Source organism: Pseudomonas sp. MWU16-30323 (assembly GCF_020515595.1).
In the GTDB taxonomy this organism is placed as follows: domain Bacteria; phylum Pseudomonadota; class Gammaproteobacteria; order Pseudomonadales; family Pseudomonadaceae; genus Aquipseudomonas; species Aquipseudomonas yamanorum.
This window is the reverse complement of the sequence record NZ_JAIWYM010000101.1, coordinates 1-343: the sequence shown is the minus strand read 5'-3', so window position 1 is coordinate 343 and position 343 is coordinate 1. Positions and strand designations below refer to the sequence as shown.

The 343-nt window shown below is 58.9% G+C and carries 1 pseudogene; it reads left to right on the top strand.

Going from position 1 to position 343, the window contains the following annotated elements:
• Nucleotides 1-343, top strand: a pseudogene (locus LIY45_RS30630) (type IV secretion protein Rhs); the annotation flags it as partial.

The window sequence follows — 343 nt, the reverse complement described above, 5'->3', positions numbered from 1 at the left end:
CGGCTGATCTGGAACGAGCGTGGCCAGCTCATTGAGGAGAAGCTGGCGAATGGCGGTGTACGGCGTTATCGCTATGACGACCTGGGGCGGCAGGTTGCTTGCGAGGATGAGCATGGCGCGCTGACTCAGTATCAGTGGGACGCGGTAGGTCGCTTGCTGAAGGTGATTCAGCCGGGCGGCGCCACTCGCGAATTCAGCTACAACCCTTACGGAAAAATCACTGCCGAGCGCGATGAACTGGGCCGGGTTACGCGCTATGAGTATGCCGATGGTTTGCACCTGATCAGCCGCCGGATTAATCCGGACGGCACGCAGCTCAAATACCGTTATGACAATGTTCGGC